The sequence below is a fragment of the Bacillus cereus group sp. MYBK101-2 genome (assembly GCF_051918845.1).
In the GTDB taxonomy this organism is placed as follows: Bacteria; Bacillota; Bacilli; order Bacillales; family Bacillaceae_G; genus Bacillus_A; species Bacillus_A paranthracis.
In genome coordinates this window covers 52238-72385 of record NZ_JBQAIE010000003.1, presented here as the reverse complement: position 1 = coordinate 72385, position 20148 = coordinate 52238, and the positions used below count along the sequence as shown (strand labels likewise).

Sequence of the window (20148 nt, the reverse complement as noted above, 5' to 3'; positions counted from 1 at the left end):
TTTATTGAGAAATTATAAAATTAGCTATCCTTATTCATTATTAAAAATGAAATAACTGAAACTAAAAACGTAATGATACCAATTATAATGAATAAAATAGAAGCTGAAATTGACTCTAAGAAATATCCTGTTAGTGCAATTCCAACTGGAGTAGATACTAATAATAACGAACTTAAAAAACCGAAAAATCTTCCTTGCACTTCATTTGGAATTAACTTTCTATACAGTACCCCGAAATATACATTACTCACTCCAAAAGCTATCCCTGACAAAAAATAATAAACTGAAAATAATATTGGATTCAATGTCGTACCCATTGCAGCATTAAAAACCCCCATAATAGCAGTAAATATAAATGCTGTTGTTATTGTTTTATATGCACGAATTTTTTTAGTAATAAATGCCCCAATTAATATCCCTATCGGAGATGCCGCAAAGACGATACTATACCACTGCGTAGAAAGATTCATCTCTCTAACAACTATTACTTGCAGTGAAAGCATACACGCTGCTCCAAGTAAGTTAATAACTGCAGCGCTCATTAGTAAGATTTTCAGTGATTCATTAGTAATAATAATAGAAAATCCCTCTTTAAAATCTTCATAAAACAGCTTCTTCTCCACTTTCAATTCACGTGGAAATTTAATTTTCATCAAAATTAAAAACGATATAAAGAATGTAAGTGCATCTAACACAAATACTCCATGAAAACTAAAAATACTAATCAAAAAGCTCGCCATCAAAGGAATTGCGATCGATATGATTTGTATTGATACTTGTCTCAATGTAATCGCCTGCTGAACATGCTTTTCTTCCACATATGTAACTAACGCTGCATTTGAAGCTGGTGTAAATAAGGCACTTCCAATTGAGCGTAAAATTAGTAAAAGTAGTAATGGAATGTACAACATATTATTATGAAATGCTATTATAGCAATTAAAATCATGACAATACACCTTATCACATCTGCAACTATCATAAGTTTTCTTCTCGACATTCGATCTGCTAATGTTCCTGTAATAGGAGCAAACAGAATCGCTACCGTTGCAATTGCAATATTTACCCCCGAAACGAGTAATGGCGAGTTTGTTGATTTCATTACCCATAATGGTAAAACAAGTGTAACCATAGAATTACCTATTAAAGAAATACAACTTGCTAAGAAAAAATAAGAAAAAACTTTATTACTCCATATACTAGAGCTGTTCTCTGTTCTCTTTTCTATTTCTAACTTCACTATTCACTGTACTCTCCCTTCTACTCACATATTATTCTCCTTCTCTCTTTCTTCGTCACTCCCCTTTAAAATACAAAAAACCTTCTTCAAAATAAGAAGAAGGTTTACTTACACTCAATTTCTTATCTTTTAGGACTTTTAGATCCTACAGGATTTAGCACCTTTATGTAACATTAGGTTGCTGAGGTTTCAAAGGGCCAGTCCCTCCACCTCTCTTTATAAGAAGTCATTATTCAATTCTCTAAATTTACAATATATTACATCAACATACTTTCAATATATTTTTTCTATCCAATTAGCAAAGTCTTTCTAATTAAACATTATAGGAAAAGTAAATATTACAAATGCTGCCCAAAGTCCGTATATTGGCAAATACTTCGTAACGGCATCTTGGATAGCTGTCGGTCCTGATTTGTTTTGCAAGAAACGCATATAGGAAAACATAATCCAAATGAGATTTGCCCAGATCAGTATGTTTACACCTAAAACAGCAAGTCTATTAGGTGTAATCCCGTAAGAAGAAAGTCTGAATACGATGGCTGACAATGCGACAGTGTCAATAATAAGTGCGAGAACAATTAAGGAAAAATTTATATAATCTGAAATGCTCTTTTTCTCGTCTGAATCACTCTCAACGATAGAAAATATAGTAACAGCCAATACACCAAGGAGTATTCCGTTGAAGGCCATTAGGAAATTACGGTCCAAGAATGGATTTTTCCCGACCCAAATTACCGTTATAAGGTAGATAAACAATGTGATCAGGACAAGCGGACTAAAAATTTTAGATATGTATGGTGTAATATTTTTAGCAAGTTTAAGATTCAATGATACTAAGTATGCAGCCACTACAGCGAGAGCGGCAGCTCCAAATAAAACAACATTACTAAAATAGAACTCTCCTATATCTAAGTCAACAAAGCTAAATAATCGCATGGTGAATACTGCTAGTACCATTCCACTCACTGCCATGCTCGCGTAGAGAAGACCATATTCTAAATTAAATTTAATATACGCTAATCTTGTACTACCTTTTGAATATTCATTTCCCGTAAACGCAAGTCCCAATAAGACCCATAACAATATAGGAAGATGTAAATACGCAAGGATACTGCTGTCTTTATAATTTAATGGCAACATATTAAGATACAACCCAGCAATTAGGAACAACGCTGCAAGGAAATAAATAATACTTTTTTTCGGAGTATTATTGTAAATAAAATAAGCAGCGATAAAGGGAATTACACCAAAAGCCAAGTTAATTGGAGCAATTGCTTCCTGTTCGACAAAGTGGAAAATTATTCTGGTGCTTAGGCCAGCTAGAATTGCTAACATGCCCATGAATAAGAAACCTTTTTGAAACAACGATACTTTTTCTTTCTTTGCCGTCTCCTTGAAATGCAATCTTTCATACCAAGCAGCTATAACCTGAGAATCAGGTTTTTCATCCCATGCTTGTGAGAATGATTTTTTAAAAGCTTTCGGGTCTTTTCTATACATTCTCTCCAACTCATGAGGGTTATCCATATTTTCAATAATCAAATTGTGCTTGTTCATAGTTTTACCTCCTCTAATAAAAAACAGCGGTGTTATCTTTCTATAAAAAGCACCTCACTGATTTATTATGATATTGATTTTAATACATTATTTATTGTTTTACAATAAATAATTATCAATTATAAAGATTTTTTTATTGTATATTTTATTTTAAATAAAAATATATAGTACTACTTATTCAAAAAAATATCCTATAGAATAGACTTTTTTTAAGTGTCTATTCTATAGGATACAGTTTAATTATCATATTTTTTTATTTGTTGAAACAACTTAATTCTCAAACACAAAATTAATCTTATTATCTTTCCACTCTAACTTCGCATCAAATGTTTTCTCGCCTTTTTTAAAGCCTTTAATTAAATCGGTCTTTTCACCTTTTAAGAGCTTTGTCATATTCTTTTGCGAAATTGTTTTACTTAAAATCTTCTTCGAGATAGTAAAATCACATTGCGTTGTATTGTAGTTAGAACAACCGTAAAACGTTGACTTATCAATCACATCGCCATCGCATTTTTTACAACTACCAACCTTTTTACCAGTTGTAAATTTCGATCCTTTTCGCTCAATCGATTCAACATGTAATCCAGTGAAATCCCATTTCTCTGACATTTCCACTGCATCTTCAATAATTTTAGCTGATAGCTTTTTAGTTTGTTCCATAAATGTAGCTGGTGAAGCCGTGCCTTCACCAATTTCTGCAAGGCGTTGCTCCCATTTCGCTGTCATTTCTGGTGAAGCTAGTATTTTGTCACCGATTGCGGTAATTAATACTTTCCCTTTATCGGTCGCATACACTTGGTTCTTCTTCACATCTATATATTTACGGTCTTTCAGCATCGTAATAATTCCAGCGCGAGTTGCTTCTGTGCCTAAACCTTCTGTTTTCTTTAATACTTTCTCCAGCTCTTCATTCTCTAAATACTTACCAGCTGTTTTCATTAACGTAATAAGTTGTCCTTCTGTATAACGCTTCGGTGGTTGTGTTTTTCCCTCTTTCACTTTCACCTTTACAACTTTTCCTTCTTCACCTTCAGCTACAATTGGAAGAATGGTTTCGTCATCTTTATCGTCTTGGAAAATAACTTTACGCCAGCCTTCTTGAATTTGCTGTTTTCCTTTTGAAATGAATTCAGCACGTTCATCTACAAGCGTTACAATCGTTGTATAGTCAAAAATCGCAACTTCATAGTGGGCCGCAATAAGCCTTCTTACGATCATATCGTAAATTTTCTTTTCATCACCTGATAATCTACTTGGATTTGTAACTTGCTCTGTCGGAATAATGGCGTAGTGATCTGTTACTTTCTTTTCGTTCACATAACGCTTATTATTCATAATCGATTCAACTGGAGCTGGTAATAAATCTTTATATTCATCAAACTGACTTAACTTCTGTAAAATATCCGGGAACGTCGCTGCCTCTCCTTGGGTAATATAGTTGGAATCCGAACGAGGATAAGAAACAATCCCTTTTTGATATAGTGCTTGCGTTATATCAAGCGTCTTTTTCGGTGAAAACTTAAAGGCTTTATTTGCCGTTGCTTGTAGTGATGATAAGTTAAATAAAAGCGGCGGCTGAAATTCTTTACGCTCCGTTTTCATTTCCTTCACTACTGCCGGTTTACCTTGGCAAAATGCCGCAATTTTATTCGCCATATCAGGGTCTTTTAAGCGGGATTCACTATCCTTCTCCCATTTCCCCTCATACTTCTTTCCTTCTATATTAAAGGTTGCGAACACTTCCCAAAACGGCTCTGACTTAAAGTTTTCTATTTCCTTTTCACGCTTTACGATTAACGCGAGTGTCGGTGTTTGTACACGACCAGCTGAAAATACATCATTCATTCCTTTTTTCTTTAACAAAATACTAAACACACGTGATGCATTCATACCAACAACCCAGTCAGCACAAGATCTTGTGTATGCTTCGTAATACGTATTAATCGTGTCTGATTCATCAAGCAAGTTTTTAAATCCTTGGTAAATAGCTTGCTTCGTTAAAGATGAAATCCAAAGACGTTTCATCGGCTTTTGCACATTACAGAGATTAATAATGTTTCGTACGATCAATTCCCCTTCACGCCCAGCATCACCCGCGTGAATAATTTCTGTTACCCCAGGATTATGTAACAGCTGTTTCACAACGTTAAATTGCTTATACTTTGACTTTGTTACTTCAAATTGAAAACGCTCTGGAATCATCGGTAACGTATTAAGTGACCATTTTTTCCACTCGGCGTGATAATGTTCTGGATTACATAACTGCGTCAAATGACCAATTGCCCATGTACAGTACGCTCCATTTGGAAATAACTCATTCGCTTCTACTTCTAAATATCCATCTTTCCGGCGATATTTAAACTGTGAAACAAGAGCCAAACCTTGATCTGGTTTCTCGGCAATAATTAATTTCATTTTATAACTCCCTATCTGTATTCCAGTGTTACTTTCATTGTCTATCTGTTTAGAGGCGATGATAAAACAACAATCTTATTTATCATTCGCGGGTTACTCCCCATAATGGGATAACTATAATATTATACGCTTATTCTTTATGGCTTCACAATAGAAACTCTTCATTTAACTCTTACATTCACATGCTCATAATTAAAAAGACGTCCCAAAAAATCAGGAGCCTTATTACTCACATTAATTAAAATGTGCAGATAATATGCAGATATAAATAAGCATAAGTACTCTCTATATGAACATATGATGAAGTGAATGATAGGACAGGGAGGTATCATGATGTTTGCTTATACATTAACTGCCTTAACGCTTTGCTGTATCTCAATTATTATTACATCATATATTTCTAAACGTAAGGGTACCCTAATGGAGTATATGGTATTTATTATGTCTTTTAGTATGAGTATCGGGTTAAGTATTGGTTTTTATTTAGGTATTCTTTTTAAAGGGGAATTACTATATTCTACTTTGCTTGCCATTTTGATTAGTGGTTGTATCGGTTTTTTAGTCGGTCTACGGTTTCACCTATTTACTGCTTTAGAAGGAATGTTCTCTGGATTAATGGCGAGTATGATGGGAGCAATGATTACAGAAATGCTAAGTGCGCAACAAGCTCATAATATACTGTTCATTAGTCTCTTACTCACTATAACAATAACTATGTCATGTATAATTCAACTTTTATCAGAAACTTTTTCTGCTTTTATCCAAAGACGTTTTTTATTATTACTTTCCATTAGTGTGGTAATTATCGTTGCCGTATTCGTGACATTCCCAGATCATACTCCCCCACCTTCACCTGGGCATGATCAACATATACATTGACTCTTGCACCGAAAATGAATAAGCAGCTATCCATAGGATAACTGCTTCATATTATTCTGGCTTATTAGGAATGTTTGGGTTTGGAACATAATCAGATTTATAATCTGTATATTTCACTTCTGTTACCATCCCGGCGGAAGCATGGTGTAAATCATGACAGTGGAACATCCAATCACCCGGATTGTCTGCTACAAAGGCTACTTCATATTCTTCACCTGGTTTTAGGTTCAAAGTATCTTTCACAATTGGAGAACCTTCTACCGGTTTCCCATCTTTACTCAACACCTGGAAGAAGTGACCATGTAAATGCATCGGATGATCGTCCATTTTAGAACGATTTACCAATTTTACTTTTACTAAATCACCCTTTTTTACTGGAATCGGGTCAATGTCCGGAAATACCTTTCCGTTAATTGTATATACCATTTCATTTCCATTCATTTGCGTATTCAAGTCCATATTATATGTGGCAGTGTACTGCTGCTCTAACGTGAAACTACCTAATTTTTTAGCACCATATTTCGTCATATCTAATTTCGGTAATTTTTCTTTTTCATCTGCTTTATCTTTCATCTTTTTGCTGCCATCATATTCAATAACAGCTTTCATTCCTTTTGCACCTTTATTTTCTGAATGGTCTTCTACATACCATTTCCCAGGATTATTAGCAGTAAATTCAATATCATAACGTTCACCAGGTGCGATTGAAATTACTTGATCCTTTATAACTTTTGGATCGTTTATTGGTTGACCATCTGTCGCAATTACTTTTATATCATGACCGTGAACGTGTATATCATGTGATAGATAACCAGCATTAACGAGTCGAAGACGGACTTTATCCCCCTTATTCACTTTCAATGGCGCTACTAAATCACCACTTTTCCCATTGATTGTGAATAAATCATACATACTCATATCATGACCTTCCATCTTCATATTTCCATGGTCCATTCCTGCCATATTGCCAGAGTCTTTTTTATCACTACCCATGTTCATACCAGAATGGTCCATACCCTTCATATCATCATTCTTTTTTGTGTTGTCATTATCCATACTAGATTTTTTACTAGCTGCTTTTTCTTTTTTCCCTTTTGTCATTTCTTTTACTTGCTTATTAATTTCTTCTTTATCTGTAACCCATTCATCCAACATTAATGTGTAATCTTTATCATATTTTTCCTTTGTATCTTCTACAATGAGCGCTCCATACAAACCTCTATCTAATTGATTTACAGAATCTTGATGCGAGTGATACCAGTACGTTCCTGGTACGTTCGCTTCAAATTCGTAAGTGAAACTTTTTCCTGGTTCAACTGCATCTTGTGTCACGCCTGGAATTCCATCCATGTTATTTGGAACAGGATACCCATGCCAATGAACAGATACCGGTGCAGATAGTTCATTTTTCAATGTCACTTTCACCTTCTCACCTTTTTTCACCCGAATTTCCGGACCAGGAGATGAACCATTAAATGTCCAGACCGGAACATTAACACCGTTACTTAATTTTTGCTTTTCTTCTTTCGCTATTAAAGTAACTTCTGGTCCTTTTTCAAATTTCAATGGTTTTGTTGCTGTTTCAGTCTGCACAGTTTTTTTATCATTCATTTTTTTATGATCATTTGTTGTATTTGTGGTCACAGAACATGCAGCAATTAAAAATATTACAGAGACCGTAACAGCTGTTAATACAAATCGCTTCATGGAAAATCCCTCCTTTTTCTTTGTCAAAATCATTGTAGAAGATGATTTTCAAGAAAATATGGAGATTTAAAATGAACAAAATAAAAAGGTGCTCAAAATTGAGCACCTTTTTTACTTATTATTTCGTAACAACCTCATCTTCTTTTACATTTACATTATTTTCTCTCATAAACGCTTCAATCTCTTCCACTTCTCTAATGATATCTTTTGACAAGTTTTCGTATCCGTCTTTCGTTACAAGAATATCATCTTCAATACGAATGCCAATTGATTCTTCTTCAATATAAAGACCAGGTTCAATTGTAATAACCATGCCTTCTTCTAATACTCTATCTTTGTATGTCCCTACATCATGCGTATCTAAACCAAGGAAATGGCTGACACCATGATAATAATATTTAGACAGCTCTTCGTCTTCTTGTATTAAACCAATTGCTTTGCACCCTTCTGCAAGTACTTTTTTAGCATGCTCATTTAATGCAGCGAACTTTAAGCCCGGCTTAATAATCTCTGTTGTTTCTTTTAATGCTTTTAATACGATATTATAAATTTGTTTTTGGCGACTAGAGAATGTTCCATTTGCCGGGAATGTATAACTAATATCAGCGTTATAGTAGTCTTTTTGAGCGCCTAAATCTAGTAATACTAAATCACCAATTTGAATTTGCGCATCATTATCTTCATAATGAAGAACTGTAGCATTTTTCCCACTTGCCAAAATTGTATTGAACGCATGATGCTTAATGCCAGATGACTTCAGTGTGAAATCAAACTGGGCTTCTAATTCATATTCCATCATGTTTGCTTTTGCATGCTTAAGTACATTGTAAATACCTTCTTTCGTTACAGCAATCGCTTCTTTCATAATTTCAATTTCTTCTTCTGTTTTAAAGACTCGCAATTCACAAATATTCGGATATACATTACCAATTGTTACGTGTGGATATTGTTCTCTTACATGTTTAGCAAATGCTAGCGTTTTTGTCTCTGTACCATTCCACTCACGACGTTCTAAATCTAAATATAGATGCTTCACATTTTCTGTAAAAAGTATATTTGACATTGTCTTTTCAAAGCTATCTAAATATACAACTTTTTTTATACCTGAAATTTTCTCTGCTTCTTCGTTAGAAACTGTTTTACCAACCCACTTTTCCATTACTGGATCTGACTTTTCAATGAAAAGTATTTCTTCTACACTATTTCCAAACTTTTTCAACATGAAAATAACATTTGGTTCATCGATTCCTGTTATATAGTAAAAATTTCGATTCGGCACAAATTTATAATGTGCATCCGCTGACATATGAGGTGCTTGTCCAGCAAATAAAATAGTAATGGATTCATCTGGTAATGTGTTTAGTAATCGTTCTCTATTTTGAGCAAAAAATGTTGATTTCATAATAATCCCCCTAGCGTTCTATGTATGATTAAAAAACTAATGATCTAATCAATTCATTTTATTATTGTTACAATTTTTCGTCAATTAATAGTACTCATAGAAAAGGAAAATCCCCCTTACTAGTGCCCCTCTAATCTACATTGTGCATACCACTCCACAATTTCTTGACATTTATTCCATATACTTAAAATCTCATATATAGGAAAGGAGCCTACAAATTTGAAACATTATGTGGCAACAGGGTTAGCAATTACTTCCTTATTCATAATTACTGGATGTTCTAGCAACACCGAAACAGCACCTGTGAAGAAAGAAACGGTGCAATCTGAGTCAAAAAATATAGAAACAGCAAATACGAGTCCGCAAGACTTCTATAAAGAAATTACATCTGGAAAAATCGAGCACATTCACGGAATTGGCTATGCAGGAAATATGTCTGGGGTTTCTATCGCCACTCATAGCGGGATAAAAGTTTATCAAAATGGAAAATGGCTTGAAACTAAGACTGAATTACATGATTATATGGGATTTCAAGCAACAAAGAACGGGTTCTTTGCCAGCGGTCATCCTGAACCAGGAGCAGATTTAAAAAATCCTTTAGGATTAATGAAAAGTTCGGATGGTGGTAATACCCTTGAAAAGCTAGCGTTTTACGGAGAATCTGATTTTCATAACCTTGCTGTCGGATATAATACGGAAGCAATTTATTTATACAATGAGCGTCCAAATTCTAAATTACAACAAGGTTTTTATTTCAGTACGAACAACGGACAAGATTGGAAAAACAGTAAGTTAAAAGGTCTTTCAAGTACGATTCATTCCTTTTCAGTACATCCGGATCAATCTAGTGTAGTCGCGGTAAGTGCTAAAGACGGTGTATATTTATCTACAGATTATGGAAATAAGTTTGAACTATTCTCCAAATCACTTGAATCGACCGCAGTTACATTAAGTAATGAAGATGTTATTTACGCCCCTATCAATAAGCAAATCGTAACGAAGAAATCAATTGCAACAAATGAAGAAACAAACATACAAATTCCACTTTTAGATTCTAAAGATGCAATTATGTATATTTCACAAAACCCTCAAAATTCGGCTGAAATCGTATTTGCTACAATGAAAGCAAATGTGTTCCTTTCTACCGATAAGGGTAAAACGTGGAAACAGATTACTAAAGAGGGAACATTACAATTTAATTAGAAAGGTGAATATGACGTGTTTTCAACAATTAGTGAATGGAGCTATCAACTCATGTCTCCTTTAATAGATGTCGCGAATGCTACGAAATCTGTACCTCTTTTATTTGCGTTTTTATTAGGCATTGTAGGTACACTTGCTCCTTGCCAATTAACAGGAAACATTAGCGCTATTACACTTTATGGAAATCAATCTTTACAAAAGGGACATACCTGGAAACATATACTGTTATTCATTTTAGGAAAAGTAATAGCTTTTACGACACTTGGACTTTTAGTCTGGTTGTTAGGAAAAGAAATTCAACAAACATTAACTTTGTATTTCCCATGGTTACGCAAACTGATCGGACCTTTAATAATAATAATAGGTCTAATATTATCAGGGATTATAAGAGGCAGAAATTTCTTCTCTACCCTTTTCCCTATCAAATTTATTCGAAAACAAAATGAAGTCAGCTCATTTTTACTTGGTTTTTTCTTTTCATTAGCTTTCTGTCCGACTATGTTTGTGCTATTTTTCGGAACGTTAATCCCTTTATCTTTATCCTATAATTACGGGTACTTGTTTCCTACATTCTTTTCGATAGGAACTGCTCTGCCTATCGTCGTATTAATGTCCATCATCTCCTATCTGGGATTAAACGGGGCATTACTGAAGAAGAGCAGGAAAATAGGAAAAAGTATTCAGCGTATAGCAGGTGTTCTCCTTATTTTAATCGGACTTTATGATACTGCTCTATATTGGTAATACATACAAAAAGGTAAGTTCAATTCATTTGAACTTACCTTTTTAAAATTATATTTAACTCTTCTGCATGTCCTTTTGCTTCATCTCCCACTTTTTATACAGTAGTACTGCACCAAATAAAAATACTCCCGCAACAAATGAAGCTACTGGTAACATCTTTATCATTTCATCTGGAAATACGAGCGGCAATAGTGGAAATGCATACGCTGCTGGAATACGTACTCCAACGATTTTTAATAAAATAAGCATTAATATCATATTTAATAAAGTAACTACAATCCATGAATCAATTGCAAAATACAATAATGTTCCAACAGTTGCCGATGCAGTTAATACTAATATTTGTTTAAAAGCCATTTTTTCATTATACATCGGCTTTTGAAGTGATTCATACACACAACTAATATTGGTGGAATAACTGTTAATTGTTCATAACCAGTTATCCAGCATAAACTGATCCATACGAAATTTAGTATTAGAAATACAGTCATATATTTAAACTGTATTTGCACTTTTCGCTCAATACCGTTGTTCAATTTAAATATAAGAACACCTATCATTAAAATAAATGTTAAAACAAATACCGCGATAACAAATGACCATTCCGTCGCATTTGTTACTAATGGTAATAAACCTGTCGCAATAGATGGTGCTAAATTGGATTGAATAACACATAAAAACAACATCATTAATATAAGTGTTAAGCTAACTTTTCCTATATAGGAAATATCCATTTGATTCACTGCAAAACCAATAACAGCTGTTATTGACGGTGCAATAAAGATTTTTTCTGGTTGTCTTAACCATCCTGGCTCACGATACGCCCATAAAGCAATTGCCATCGCTGCTATTTCCGGCAAAATGACTTCCGGATCATTTAATAACACACCAGCTGTTACCATAGCTAAAATAAATAAAATAGCAATCGTATATGAGATAATTGTTTCTTTCTTTGAAATTACTGCATTCATTATTGCATACTCCTTTTTACTTATTACTTTCATAATGTAAAATAACAACTTTTTATACCCTACCATAGTATTGTATATTAGCATCTTTTCTATTTCAAGTATTAGTATTCATTTACATCCTCTCTCATCCATACACATACAAAACAAAGCATTTTATAGACATTGACACTTATTAAAAGATAGGTTACAATAACTATACATTAGTAAGTAGCTAATGTAATTAAATCTAACTAGAGGTGAAACAAATGAAAAACATTTTATTCCGTATTAACGAATTGTCAAAAAAAGAAAAAGCAAATGGATTAACAGTTGATGAAAAACAAGAACAACAAATGTTGCGCCAAAACTATACCCAAACATTTCGTGGAAGCTTAGATTCCATTTTATTAAACACAAAAATTGTTGATCAAAATGGACTTAACGTTACACCTGCTGCATTACAAGATGCTCAAATACGTTTAAAATTAAGCAAATGAGTTCCGAGCTAAAGAATTCTAATAAAACATAAAAAGAGCTGGATTTCCTATATAGAAATTCCAGCTCTTTTTATTGTCTTTTTTAATTTGGCATACGAACGATACATCGTAATTCTCCACGACACAATCATCGCAAATGCAAGTAAGAAAAACATTCCACTTAACTCCGCTAAATCAATCGATTGACTTAAATATGATTTTAACGCTACTCGTACAGCTAATAATCCGACTAAAATAAATATAAATGCTTTTGACGGTTTCATATATATTTGTTCACTTCTTATTTCAAACTTCGTTGTTTTTATAAGAAATACAGAGAAAATAAGCCCTGCAATAATTGCTTCTATTATTTCTAACGACGTTAATCGGAATTCCGGTAAAAAGTACATCATTGCTCCAGTACTCATAAAAATTGGCGGCAATATAATTTTCTTTTTCGTTACCGGTTTTTTCGCTGCTTTAAAACGTAAAAACATTACTCCAACAGCCATACAAACCGCTACTATACTTGATAAAAGTGCTATCATACTCTTCCCACTCCTATCTATTTAAAAGACTTTTTGAGCAAAATCATAAACCAAACGAGCCCGATACTTATAATAACATGACCTAATCCAGCCATATGGCTTAAACCGTTAAAGTCAGTTCCATTTACTTGAAGAAGACCTCTCCATAGCATTGTAGCAATAGTAAAGATTACTCCTACATTATAAACAACAAACCATGCACAAAAGCTCTTTGTTTCTTGTACATGAAACACTTTACATAAAGTGAAAGCAATTAAAAAGAATACAAAACCGAGCACTAATACATGTGTATGCACTAATTGCAACATTGTGGATCCTTTAATTCCTTGTGCTTTCGTATACTCTCTTGCAAATACACCTGATAATAAACCAATAATTAAGTAAATAAATGCCGTATTATATAATTTTTTCATTCTATTCCTCCTGTTGTAAACTTTCTATATTCGCTGCAATCATTTTACGCAAAGTTTATGAACGGAATATGAACAAAATATTACATTCAACTTTTGAAAATAAAAAAGCCATTCCACAAATGAACTGCACCTCCAATTGTTAGACACAGTCTAACAATTGGAGGTGCAGTTTTTTTATGACAAAATTTACGAAGGATTCAAAGTTAACGCTTGTTCAAGGATTTAATCCAAAAACAAGTTCTCAAGCAGAATATGCAAAACAGATGCATATTACAAAGGCACAATTTCAATACTGGTTGCGCTTATACGAACTTCATGGAGAAGAAGGTTTACACGAGGTCTATACAAATTACACCGTAGAGTTTAAACTAAACGTACTAAATTTTATGGCTCAATCGGGTATGTCGTTAATGGATACGGCAGCTACATTCATGATTCCTTCTTTTTCAACGCTTTATCAATGGAAGAAGCAATTTGAAGTAGGTGGTTTAGATGCCCTTGAACCAAAGAAAAAGGGGCGTCCATCCATGAAAAATAAAAACACAAAACAGGATACGAAAAAGATTCCGGTAGAAGGTTCAGTTGAAGCGTTACAAGCTGAATTAGAACGCTTACGTATGGAAAATGCGTATTTAAAAAAGTTGAATGCCTTAGTTCAAAACAAGGAAAAATCACGAAACAAGACAAGGCACAAGTAGTCTATGAATTAAGGCATGAGTTTCAAGTAAAAGAATTAGTAAGGTTAGCGGGTATCCCTCGAAGCACATATTACTTTTATGTAAAACAAATGGATAGAATCGATCCAGATGCGGATTTAAAAGTAGAAATTAAAGCGATTTATGATGAACACGAAGGTCGTTATGGATATCGCCGTATTCGTGATGAATTAGTTAACCGTAATCGAATAGTGAATCATAAAAAAGTGCAACGGATTATGAAAGAGTTAGGTTTAAAATGCCTTATACGTATGAAAAAATATAAATCTTATAAAGGAACAGTTGGTAAAATTGCACCCCATATTTTAGAACGTAATTTTACTGCATATGCGCCAAATGAAAAATGGGTAACCGATATTACGGAATTTAAATTATTTGGTGAGAAACTTTATTTATCACCTGTATTAGACTTGTATAATGGTGAAATTATTACCTATACAATTGGCTCTAGACCGACTTATTCACTTGTTTCAGAAATGTTAGAGACAGCATTAGAACGTTTACCTGAAAGTCACCAATTATTGATGCATTCAGATCAAGGTTGGCATTATCAAATGAAACAGTACCGTCACGCATTACAAGAAAGAGGTATCGTACAAAGTATGTCTCGTAAAGGCAACTGTTACGACAACGCAGTAATGGAGAATTTCTTTGGCATCATGAAGTCTGAATTTCTCTACATAAAAGAATTTGAAAGTGTAGAGCATTTCAAAATAGAATTAGAAAAATATATAGATTATTATAATACGAAACGGATTAAGGCAAAATTAAAAATGAGCCCGGTACAATACCGGACTCACTTTTATCAAGCTGCCTAATGAAATAACCGTGTCTAACTTTTAGGGGTCACTTCAAAATAATAATTGTAGAATGACTTTTTTATTTATTTTAAATCTTCTATTGAGAAAGCACCTGGCAGTAACTGCTCAACAGTCACTTCTTTTTCATCACCTTTTACATTCGTTAATAATACAGGCATTTTCGGATCACAGAATTCAGCAATTACTTGTCTACAAGCACCGCACGGTGAAATCGGTCCGTCCGTTTCTCCTGTAATAACTAAGTAACTAAAATCTCGTTCCCCTTCTGATACTGCTTTAAAGATCGCTGTTCTTTCTGCACAGTTACATAAGCCGTAAGAAGCATTTTCTATATTACAACCAGTATAGATTTTACCTTCTTTCGTAACTAACGCTGCACCAACAGGAAATTTTGAATACGGAATATATGCTTTTGCTAACATCTTATTTGCTTCTTCAATATATTTTTTCTTATCCATATTATTTCCTCCTCAAAGTAAGTGTACTTATGATTAGTCAGTAATAACTGTATGCACTAATTTAGGAGCCTCTGCTGTTTCAGCGATAGAAATGTTCTCATAAATTTTAGCTTTTACATCTTCTACATTTTCGCGATTTGCATAGATTGTTACGAATGGCTCGCCTTCTTTTACTGCATCGCCCACTTTTTTACGTAACATTAGTCCTACCGCTAAATCAATTTCGTCTTCTTTCGTTGCACGGCCAGCACCAAGTAGCATAGCTGCGATACCGATTTCATCTGCAACAATGTTAGAAATAACACCTGAAGTTTTAGCAGGTACATCAATTACATACTTCGCTTGTGGCATTTTTTCTGGATTGTCTACAATTGAGCTATCTCCGCCTTGATTGCTTAAGAACTCTTTAAACTTCTCAGTTGCTTTTCCGTTCTTCATCACTTCAATTAGCATTTCACGAGCTTCTTCTAATGTATTTGCTTTTTTCGCAAGTACGACCATCTGACTTCCTAATACGAGTACTAATTCTGTTAAATCTTCTGGACCTTCACCTTTTAACGTATCAATCGCTTCTTTCACTTCTAGAGCGTTACCAATTGCAAAACCAAGTGGTTGTGACATATCTGAAATAACAGCCATAGTTTGACGTCCTACATTATTTCCGATACGTACCATTGCATGCGCTAATTCTTTTGCATCTTCTTCTGTTTTCATAAATGCGCCAGCACCTGTTTTTACATCAAGTACGATTGCGTCAGCACCAGCTGCAATTTTTTTACTCATAATTGAACTTGCGATTAAAGGAATTGAGTTAACCGTTCCTGTTACATCGCGTAATGCATAGATTTTTTTATCTGCAGGTGTTAAGTTTCCTGTTTGTCCAATAACAGCTACTTTGTCACGGTTTACAATATCAATGAACTGCTCTTTCGTAATTTCAACGTGGAATCCTTCTACCGCTTCTAATTTATCAATTGTTCCGCCCGTATGTCCTAAACCACGACCAGACATTTTTGCTACTGGTACATCTAAAGCAGCTACTAATGGTCCTAATACTAATGTTGTTGTATCACCAACACCGCCAGTTGAATGTTTGTCTACTTTAATTCCTTCAATTGCTGATAAGTCGATCGTTTCTCCAGACTCCACCATTGCCATCGTTAAATCTGCACGCTCACGATCTGTCATATCTTTAAAGAAGATTGCCATTGCAAGTGCACTCACTTGATAATCAGGAATACTTCCGTTTGTATATCCATTAATAAAGAATTTGATTTCTTCAGTCGTTAATTCTTTACCGTCACGTTTTTTCGCAATAATATCTACCATTCTCATTACAATCACCATTCCTTTTTATATGATATGAATCTATTAAAATAATAAGCCTACGATTGTTGCTGATAAGAAACTTACTAATGTTGCACCGAAAAGTAATTTCAAGCCAAATCTTGCGACTACATTCCCTTGCTTTTCATTTAAGCTCTTAACTGCCCCTGCAATAATTCCAATTGAGGAGAAGTTTGCAAATGAAACTAAGAATACAGATATAATCGCTGTCGTTCTATCTGAGAAATTAAAGTTTCCTTGTGCTAAATCTGTCATAGCGACAAATTCATTTGATACTAATTTTGTTGCCATAATATTTCCAGCATTAACTGCTTCATGCCAAGGTACACCCATAATAAATGCAAATGGTGCAAATACATAACCAAGAATTTCTTGGAATGAAATACCGATTACACCTTTAAATACTGCATTAATGAATGCGATAAGAGCTACGAAACCAATTAACATAGCTGCTACTGTAATCGCAACTTTAAATCCATCAATAATGTATTCCCCTAATACTTCAAAGAAGGTCTTCTTCTCTTCTTCTTGTACTTCTAACATATCTTCTTCCTCAGTAACTTCATACGGGTTAATGATAGAAGCAATGATGAAGCCGCCGAATAAGTTAAGCACTAAAGCTGTTACAACATATTGTGGTTTTAATAACACCATATATGATCCAACGATAGACATAGAAACGGTAGACATTGCTGATGCACATAATGTATACATTCTTTTCTCTGGCAATAACCCTAATTGTTTCTTAACTGAAATAAATACTTCAGATTGTCCTAAAATCGCAGATGCAACAGCGTTATATGATTCTAGTTTCCCCATTCCATTTACTTTACTTAATGCTAGACCGATAGATTTCACAATAATAGGTAATACTTTAATGTGCTGCAAAATACCTATTAAGGCTGATATAAATACGATTGGCATTAATACACTTAAAAAGAACGAAAACTCTTTTTGATTTACTAATCCACCAAATACGAAATTCACACCGTCAGCGGCATATTTTAAGAGCTCTCCAAAACCATCTGCTATTCCGCTAATTAATATATTCCCTATACTTGTATTTAATAATAAAAATCCCAAAATGAATTGTAATATAACCATCGTTATGATTGGGCGATATTTGACTTTCTTTCTATCATTACTAGCAAGCCAAGCGATACCTAAAATCAATACGAGGCCAAAAATACCAATTAAGTATTTCATAAGCCGTCTCCTCCCATCCGTATCCGCTTACATTCTTTTCAATTGTTAAAGCAATAGATACACTTTACTTTGTGTATCTATTGCTTTTGACTTCATTAATGATTAGTAGTTATCTGTAGCACCTTTTGCATCATTTAATACGATTGCAACACTAGCACTTGCTCCAACGCGAGAAGCTCCAGCCGCTACCATTTTGTCTGCATCTTCACGTGTACGAACGCCACCAGATGCTTTTACACCAACGTTTGGTCCTACTGTTTTGCGCATTAATGCGATATCTTCAGCAGTTGCTCCACCCGTTGAGAATCCAGTTGAAGTTTTTACGAAATCAGCACCAGCTTTTACTGATAATTCACAAGCGCGTACTTTCTCTTCATCTGTTAATAGGCAAGTTTCAATGATTACTTTTACAAGAGCTTTTCCTTTTGCTGCTTGTACTACTTCATAAATGTCTTTTTCAACAAGTTCGTTGTCGCCATCTTTTAAAGCACCTACGTTGATTACCATATCAACTTCCGTTGCTCCTTTTGCGATAGCATCTTTTGTTTCGAAAGCTTTTGTTTCAGTAGTGCTTGCTCCTAATGGGAAACCGATTACAGTACAAACATCTACATCATGTCCAGCTAGTTCTTCAGCAGCTAGCTTTACCCATGTAGGATTAATACAAACAGAAGCGAATTTATATTCCTTTGCTTCTTCGATTACTTTCATAACATCTTCTTTTGTAGTATTAGCTTTTAAAATTGTATGGTCAATTAACTTTGCAATATTCATTATCTTCACTCCTCATATCTTTTAACAACTTCATTCTAACTCTTAGTTGAACAAATGTAAATACACTTTTGAAATTTTGTTCATTCTTTTTAAAAAGGAATTTTCTTGCAGTAAATAAAGCGCATTCTAACAAAGAACACTTCATATATAATCAATTTTTTTATGTTAACAATGGTAGTATGTATCTCCATATCCATAATTATTTTTAAAAAGGCAATTTGTGTTCAAAAAAGACTCCTATCATTCATACATATTCATACATAACAAAATAAAAGGCGTTCTCAAAATTAACATCTTGAGAACGCCTTTTATTTCTAACCTTTTTCATAATGCAACAGTTCTTTTGCTGTATGCTGATCGATAATTAATACATTTGCATACCCGCCACGTAACGCACCATCAATTGCTTTTATTTTTCTATTACCACCTGCAACTAAAATAGAGCGTTTCTTTAATTTCAGTTCCTCTAACTCAATTCCAATTGTACGCTTATTAATTTCTTCGCTACTAATATTTCCGTCTCCATCAAAGAAACGTGAACAAATGTCACCGACCGATTGTTTTTTGAGTAAACTTGTTTCATCCTTATCGAAATAACCTAATCGGAATAATAGCGCTTCGTCTCGCACTGTTCCTACAGTGAAAACTGCAATATTCGCTTGTTTCCCCATTTCAATAATGTGATGAATATGTCGATCCTGCTCTACTAATTCTTTTGTCACTGCATTATCAAATATAACTGGAAGAGGTAGATTTCGTGGCGTCGTTTGAAAAGCATCTGCAAATAAAGCTATCGTCTCATTCGCATATGTATTTACACTCGAATGACTAATACCACCTTTTAGCTGGACAACTTCTACACCTTTTACATGTTGCGGTACAATTTTTCTAGCGATTTCATACATCGTCATTCCCCAGCTTACACCAACGATATCACCGTTTTTAACTGTCTTTTCCATATACTCAGCAGCATATTTACTTATATATTCTGTAATCGTTGCATATTCTGGAACTGGTGAAAATACGACATGTGCCTCTAACAAGTTGTACTTTTCTTTCAGTAAATTTCCAACGTTATCTAAATCAGCAAATGGATCGGCTATACTAATTTGGACAAATCCTTTTTCTTTCGCGTACTTTAATAATCTAGAGATTGTCGGTCTTGAAATATTTAATTTATTTGCAATTTCTTGCTGACTATAATCTGATTGATAATATAATCTCGCAACTTCGACACTTAATTGTTGTTTATCTTTATCCATAGTAACTCATTACATATCCTTTCCTGCATTTC

Annotated in this window: 17 protein-coding genes, 1 pseudogene and 1 riboswitch; of the genes and pseudogenes, 5 read left to right on the top strand and 13 right to left on the bottom strand. The window is 34.0% G+C overall.

All coding sequences use genetic code 11. The annotated features are described in order from the left end of the window. Positions 1-20: 20 nt before the first annotated feature. The 3 genes from ACTFSI_RS09550 to topB form a co-directional block, all read right to left on the bottom strand. On the bottom strand, positions 21-1238 hold the full coding sequence (locus tag ACTFSI_RS09550) for an MFS transporter (RefSeq protein ID WP_098913047.1): 1218 nt from the start codon (positions 1236-1238) through the stop codon (positions 21-23). A 119-nt stretch (positions 1239-1357) separates the two neighbouring features. Beyond that, positions 1358-1463, bottom strand: a riboswitch (SAM riboswitch). 84 nt (positions 1464-1547) lie between these two features. Then, a complete protein-coding gene (locus ACTFSI_RS09545) occupies positions 1548-2795 on the bottom strand; it encodes a DUF4153 domain-containing protein (RefSeq protein ID WP_098913046.1) in 1248 nt (415 codons plus the stop codon). Between the two features lie 270 nt (positions 2796-3065). Further along, complete coding sequence (gene topB / locus ACTFSI_RS09540; RefSeq protein WP_000766752.1) at positions 3066-5210, bottom strand: DNA topoisomerase III; 2145 nt, start codon at positions 5208-5210, stop codon at positions 3066-3068. Between the two features lie 333 nt (positions 5211-5543). Between topB and ACTFSI_RS09535 the strand changes: the two genes are divergently transcribed. After that, the gene (locus ACTFSI_RS09535) at positions 5544-6089 is read left to right on the top strand and encodes a hypothetical protein (RefSeq protein WP_098944724.1); all 546 of its coding nucleotides are present in this window, start codon (positions 5544-5546) and stop codon (positions 6087-6089) included. A 51-nt stretch (positions 6090-6140) separates the two neighbouring features. Here the strand turns inward: ACTFSI_RS09535 and ACTFSI_RS09530 are convergent, their stop codons facing one another. Continuing rightward, entirely contained in the window at positions 6141-7796 is a 1656-nt protein-coding gene (locus ACTFSI_RS09530; protein ID WP_098435956.1) for a multicopper oxidase family protein, read from the bottom strand. Between the two features lie 118 nt (positions 7797-7914). After that, positions 7915-9198, bottom strand: coding sequence for an aminopeptidase P family protein (locus ACTFSI_RS09525; RefSeq protein ID WP_138322162.1), 1284 nt, complete (start codon positions 9196-9198; stop codon positions 7915-7917). A 219-nt stretch (positions 9199-9417) separates the two neighbouring features. Between ACTFSI_RS09525 and ACTFSI_RS09520 the strand changes: the two genes are divergently transcribed. Both ACTFSI_RS09520 and ACTFSI_RS09515 read left to right on the top strand, forming a co-directional pair. Continuing rightward, positions 9418-10401: a F510_1955 family glycosylhydrolase gene (locus tag ACTFSI_RS09520; protein WP_042515341.1), complete on the top strand. Its 984-nt coding sequence runs from the start codon at positions 9418-9420 to the stop codon at positions 10399-10401. Positions 10402-10416: 15 nt separating this feature from the next. Continuing rightward, positions 10417-11145 (top strand): urease accessory protein UreH domain-containing protein, encoded by a 729-nt coding sequence (locus tag ACTFSI_RS09515; RefSeq protein WP_222121525.1) that lies wholly within the window; start codon positions 10417-10419, stop codon positions 11143-11145. Positions 11146-11199: 54 nt separating this feature from the next. Here ACTFSI_RS09515 and ACTFSI_RS09510 read toward each other — a convergent pair. Next, a pseudogene (locus ACTFSI_RS09510) lies at positions 11200-12116 on the bottom strand (hypothetical protein). A gap of 245 nt (positions 12117-12361) precedes the next feature. On the opposite strand from ACTFSI_RS09510, the gene ACTFSI_RS09505 reads away from it, so the two are divergent. Next, a complete protein-coding gene (locus ACTFSI_RS09505) occupies positions 12362-12592 on the top strand; it encodes a DUF896 domain-containing protein (RefSeq protein ID WP_000789773.1) in 231 nt (76 codons plus the stop codon). A gap of 47 nt (positions 12593-12639) precedes the next feature. On the opposite strand, the gene ACTFSI_RS09500 is transcribed toward ACTFSI_RS09505, so the two are convergent. Then, a complete protein-coding gene (locus ACTFSI_RS09500) occupies positions 12640-13119 on the bottom strand; it encodes a CcdC family protein (protein WP_071716733.1) in 480 nt (159 codons plus the stop codon). A gap of 17 nt (positions 13120-13136) precedes the next feature. Beyond that, entirely contained in the window at positions 13137-13532 is a 396-nt protein-coding gene (locus ACTFSI_RS09495; protein ID WP_071716732.1) for a DUF2871 domain-containing protein, read from the bottom strand. Between the two features lie 176 nt (positions 13533-13708). On the opposite strand from ACTFSI_RS09495, the gene ACTFSI_RS09490 reads away from it, so the two are divergent. Then, positions 13709-15066, top strand: a protein-coding gene (locus ACTFSI_RS09490; RefSeq protein WP_130983619.1) for an IS3 family transposase whose coding sequence is annotated in 2 segments (ribosomal slippage) — positions 13709-14165 and positions 14165-15066 — 1359 coding nt in all. Because the reading frame shifts where the segments join, the coding sequence is not laid out codon by codon here. 65 nt (positions 15067-15131) lie between these two features. Here the strand turns inward: ACTFSI_RS09490 and ACTFSI_RS09485 are convergent. The 5 genes from ACTFSI_RS09485 to ACTFSI_RS09465 form a co-directional block, all read right to left on the bottom strand. Continuing rightward, positions 15132-15527: a cytidine deaminase gene (locus ACTFSI_RS09485; protein ID WP_000358520.1), complete on the bottom strand. Its 396-nt coding sequence runs from the start codon at positions 15525-15527 to the stop codon at positions 15132-15134. 33 nt (positions 15528-15560) lie between these two features. Then, positions 15561-16862, bottom strand: coding sequence for a pyrimidine-nucleoside phosphorylase (locus ACTFSI_RS09480; protein WP_029440896.1), 1302 nt, complete (start codon positions 16860-16862; stop codon positions 15561-15563). 36 nt (positions 16863-16898) lie between these two features. Further along, positions 16899-18080: a NupC/NupG family nucleoside CNT transporter gene (locus tag ACTFSI_RS09475; protein ID WP_000876168.1), complete on the bottom strand. Its 1182-nt coding sequence runs from the start codon at positions 18078-18080 to the stop codon at positions 16899-16901. Positions 18081-18182: 102 nt separating this feature from the next. Continuing rightward, positions 18183-18854, bottom strand: a complete 672-nt coding sequence (gene deoC, locus ACTFSI_RS09470; protein ID WP_001017445.1) for a deoxyribose-phosphate aldolase — start codon at positions 18852-18854, stop codon at positions 18183-18185. 314 nt (positions 18855-19168) lie between these two features. Next, a complete protein-coding gene (locus ACTFSI_RS09465; RefSeq protein ID WP_000356570.1) occupies positions 19169-20116 on the bottom strand; it encodes a sugar-binding transcriptional regulator in 948 nt (315 codons plus the stop codon). Positions 20117-20148: the final 32 nt, after the last annotated feature.